Annotated in this window: 4 protein-coding genes; all 4 read right to left on the reverse strand. The window is 66.4% G+C overall.

Going from position 1 to position 4,239, the window contains the following annotated elements; all coding sequences use genetic code 11:
* Nucleotides 1-137: 137 nt before the first annotated feature.
* Nucleotides 138-1,001, reverse strand: coding sequence for a carbohydrate ABC transporter permease (locus AC1DP0_RS18855; RefSeq protein ID WP_478087435.1), 864 nt, complete (start codon nt 999-1,001; stop codon nt 138-140).
* Entirely contained in the window at nt 1,001-2,152 is a 1,152-nt protein-coding gene (locus tag AC1DP0_RS18860) for a carbohydrate ABC transporter permease (RefSeq protein ID WP_478087438.1), read from the reverse strand. Before AC1DP0_RS18860 ends, AC1DP0_RS18855 begins: the two co-directional genes overlap by 1 nt.
* The gene (locus AC1DP0_RS18865; RefSeq protein WP_478087440.1) at nt 2,149-3,507 is read right to left on the reverse strand and encodes an ABC transporter substrate-binding protein; all 1,359 of its coding nucleotides are present in this window, start codon (nt 3,505-3,507) and stop codon (nt 2,149-2,151) included. The genes AC1DP0_RS18860 and AC1DP0_RS18865 overlap by 4 nt, the downstream gene beginning before the upstream one ends.
* A gap of 235 nt (nt 3,508-3,742) precedes the next feature.
* The coding region (locus tag AC1DP0_RS18870; protein ID WP_478087442.1) for a PfkB family carbohydrate kinase at nt 3,743-4,239 on the reverse strand (497 nt) is incomplete at its 5' end.

The following is a 4,239-nucleotide window of genomic DNA, read 5'->3' on the forward strand; positions in this document are numbered from 1 at the left end:
CGTGCTCCTTGCGTTCCGTGGTGGGCGGGGGCACCCACCGCACTGGCGTATGCCGGGTGGCACCCGGCACACGAAAGTCCCCTCCCAGCCTAGTGAACGGCTGGAAGGGGACTGACGTGGGTGCTGGCGACGGGCGGTCAGCCCTTGACCGCGCCGGAGGTCATGCCGCGGATCATGAAGCGCTGGAGCGTCACGAACACGATCATCGGGACGATGATCGTGATGAACGCACCCGCGGTGAGGAGCTCCGCGCCCTGGCCCTGCGTGCCCAGCAGCTGCTGCAGCCTGACGATGACCGTCGTGTTCTCGCTCGAGAGGAAGAGCTTGGCGATCAGCAGGTCGTTCCAGACCCAGAGGAACTGCAGCGTCGCGAAAGCCGCGATGGCCGGGACCGACATGGGCCCGACCAGACGCCAGAACGTCTGGAAGTGGCTGCACCCGTCGATCTTGGCCGACTCGACGACGCTGCGCGGCAGCGTGCTCATGTAGTTGCGCAGGACGTAGATGCACAGAGGCATGCCGAACCCGGTGTGCAGCAACCAGACCGCGATGTACTGCCCGGAGATGCCGAGACCGCGCGGGCCGAGGATGTTGAGCATCGGCTGGAAGGCCACCTGAATGGGGACCACCATGACGGCGATGATGAGCAGGAAGAAGAACTCCTTGAACGGGAACTCCATGAAGGTGAACGCGTAGGCGGCGAAGGCCGCGAACATGATCGGGATGATCGTGGCCGGGATGGCCACGACGAGGCTGTTGATGAACCCGGTCTTGAGGTCCTGGCCCGTCCACGCCCCCACGTAGTTGCTCGTCGTCCAGTTGGTGCTGAACGGGTGGACCAGCGCCGTCCACCAGCCAGAGGTGGTCGCGTCGTCACGGCTGCGGAACGAGTCGATGAACAGACCGAGTGTCGGTATGGTCCACAGGATCGTGAGGACCGTCATGGTGACGATCGAGAACGTGCTGCGCGGGCGACCGTCCTTCATCAGTGCGCGGCTCATCAGTTGGCCTCCTCGTCGCGGAAGTGCTTGATCTGGTACCAGATGAGCGGGATCACCGCGAGGAGCAGGACGACGACGATGGCCGTCGCCTGGCCCGCCTCGCCCTGGGCGAACAGCTTGTTGAAGAAGAGGTTCGCGATGACGTTGGTGTTGTAGGCGCCGTTGGTCGTGACGTAGACGATGTCGAAGACCTTGAGCACCGTGATGAAGACCGTCACGAAGACCGTGATGATCGTGCCCCGGATCTGCGGGATGACGACCCGCCAGAAGATCTGGACCTCGCTCGCGCCGTCGATGCGAGCCGCCTCGAGGGTGTCCTCGGGGACGCCCTTGATCGCCGAGCTGAGCAGCACCATGGCGAAGCCGGCCTGCAGCCAGATCAGGATGACCATGAGCAGGATCGAGTTGAGGTGGGCCGTGTCGATGGCGAGCCACGTCTGCGGTTGGCCACCGAACGCGACCCAGATCGCGTTGAGCAGGCCGGTCTGGGCCTGACCGGGGTTGTTGTAGGCGTAGACGAGCAGCCAGATCGCCGAGGCGCTGACGGCCGAGATGGCCATCGGCAGGAAGATCAGGCTCTTGGAGACCTTCTCGCCGGTGGCCGACAGCTTGTCGGCGAGCACGGCGACGACGACGCCGAACGCGACGACGAAAGCAGGCACGATGAGCAGCCACAGGATGTTGTTGATGATCGACTGCCAGAACTCTTGGCTGCTGAAGATCGTCTTGTAGTTCTGCAGCCCGACGTAGGCGGTGCTGTCGGCGTTCGCGAACGAGTAGTTGATCGTCTGGAACGTCGGGTAGACCAGCATCAGCGCGACGAAGAAGAGACCGGGCAGGATGAACGCGTAGGGGATGACGCCCTCGGACAGTCGTCGCGGCAGGCCTTCGACGAACATGTTGAGGAAGTAGAAGAGGAGCGCGGCGCCGCCCACTCCCACGATGACCGCGAGGATGCCGATGACGATCTTGCTCCCGAACTTCTCGGGGTAGTAGGCGAAGGCGAGGAAGAGGTTGGCCAGGACCCAGACGATGCCGACCATGCCGACGATGCCGAGAACCATCCTGCCCGGGTTGGCTCGGAGTGCGSCCCCCGGGTCCTCGCGCCGCAGCTTCTGGCGCGGCGCTGCCGCGCTGGTCTGGGCGGTCATGACTTCGGCCAGGCGGCTTCGATGTTGTCAGCCGTCTGTTGCGACGACTGACCGTTCTCCCACTTGACCATTTCCTTCCAGAAGACGTCCGAACCGATGGACTTGGGCATCAGGTCGGATCCGTCGAACCGCAGGACGCTGGCCTTGTTGGCGATGTCCGCGATCTTCCTGGTCGTCTCGTCGGGGTAGTTCTTGACATCGAAGGTCTTGTGCGGCGAGAGCCAGCCGCCGGCCTTGGCCCACGGGCCGCCGAACTTGTCGGAGGTCAGGAACGCCATGACCTTCTTGGCGTCGGGGTCGGTGCCGTTGAAGAGAGCCGCGAGGTCACCGCCACCCAGGATCGCCGAGCCGTTGTAGCCACCCTCGAAGCGGGGGAAGGCGTAGATGCCGACCTGGTTGTCGAGGTCCGCCTGGACGTTCTTCGGGTAGAAGTTCGTCGCGAAGTTGCCCTGCCGGTGCAGCAGGCACTTGGGTGGGTTGGCGAAGGCCGGTGTCATGGCATCGCCGAACTTCGTGTTCAGGACGCCCTTGGTGCCACCGAGGACCATCTTGGGGTCCTTGTTGAACTTGGCGGCCTCGTCGAGCGCCTTGACGACGCGCGGGTCGTTGAAGGGGATGCGGTGCGAGGTCCACTGGTCGTAGACGTCGGGGCCCCACATGCGCAGCATGAGCTCCTCGACCCAGTCGGTGCCGACCCAGCCGGTGGCCTGGTCGGACGCCCAGCCGATGCACCACGGGGTGATGCCGGTGGCGGCGATCTTGTCGGCGACGCCGGTCCGCAGCTGCTGGATCGTCTGGGGCGCGGTGTTGTAGCCGCCCTTCTCGTAGGCGGCCTTGGGGTACCACACGATGCTCTTGACCGCGTTGCGCATCGGCGCGGCGTAGACCCGCCCCTTGTAACGGCCGGCGTCGAGGAAGCCGGGGAGCAGGGTGCTCTGGAGCTGGTCGTAGTCGAGGTAGGTGTCGACCGGCCAGATCTTCTTCTGAGCCGCGAACTCGGTGACTCCGCCGGGCTGGGGGAAGAGGCCGATGTCGGGGGAGTCGCCCGCGCTGACCTTCTGCTTGATGGTCGTCGTGAAGTCCGCGTCGGGGGTGTACTTGATATCGATCCCAGTCGACTTCTCGAAGTCCGCGAGCGAGGCGTTGAAGTTCTTCTCCTCGGCGCCAGGGAACGCGCCGAGGATGGTGACGACCTTGTCACCGTCGGCCGTGCCGCTGTCGATGAAGCCACCGGCCCCGCCGCCAGCGCCGCCACCGCCGGAGGCGTTGGGGTTCTGCAGGCAGCCGCCCAGCACCAGGGCTGCCGCGGCGACCACCCCGCCCGCCTGCAGTGCCCGTCTGGGAATTCCGCTCATGGTCGCTCCTCGTCGTTGAGTTGTGCGTCGATCCCCACCAGATCAACGTGACCTGCGTCACGTGAACCAAGTCATTCCTACCGCGTCGTCGCAGGTCGGTCCAGTGATTCGGGTGGCCGTGACCTACCCGGTACCTGCGTTCGACCATCGTGCTCGGCCACAGCAGCCGGGAGGGGAACCGGCGGGCCGTGCGTGTGCCGCCTGTGAAAGGGGTGTGACCAGAGGGTCGAACTTACTACGTGAGAACGGCGCGCGTCGGGGCGTAGGCCCCGGCGCGTCCGACCGTGAGCGCCCCGGCGCGCAGCGCGCGCTCCACGGCGGGAACCAGGAGGGCGAGGTCCGCGGCGCGAAGCCGCCTCCTCCCCTCAGGGCCGGCGAGCAGTCCTGCGTCGAGCAGGCCGGAGACGAGGCCGGCCATGAAGGAGTCGCCGGCGCCGACGGTGTCGACGACCTCGACGCTGGGCGCGGGCAAGGCCTGCTGCTCGCCGGTGCGGGAGACGTGGACGACGGCGCCAGCACCGCCGCGCGTCACGACGACGACGGCCGGGCCGAGCGCTCCCCACCTGCTCAGCACCTCGTCGAGCGCCTCGCCGGGACAGAGCCACTCGACGTCCTCGTCGCTCAGCTTGACGACGTCCGCGAGGGCGATGGAGCTCTCGACGAGGCGGCGGGCCTGCTCCGGTCGGCCCATCAGGGACGGCCGGGCGTTGGGGTCGTAGGACACCGTCGCGC

The organism is Terrabacter sp. P5_B1, assembly GCF_056400505.1.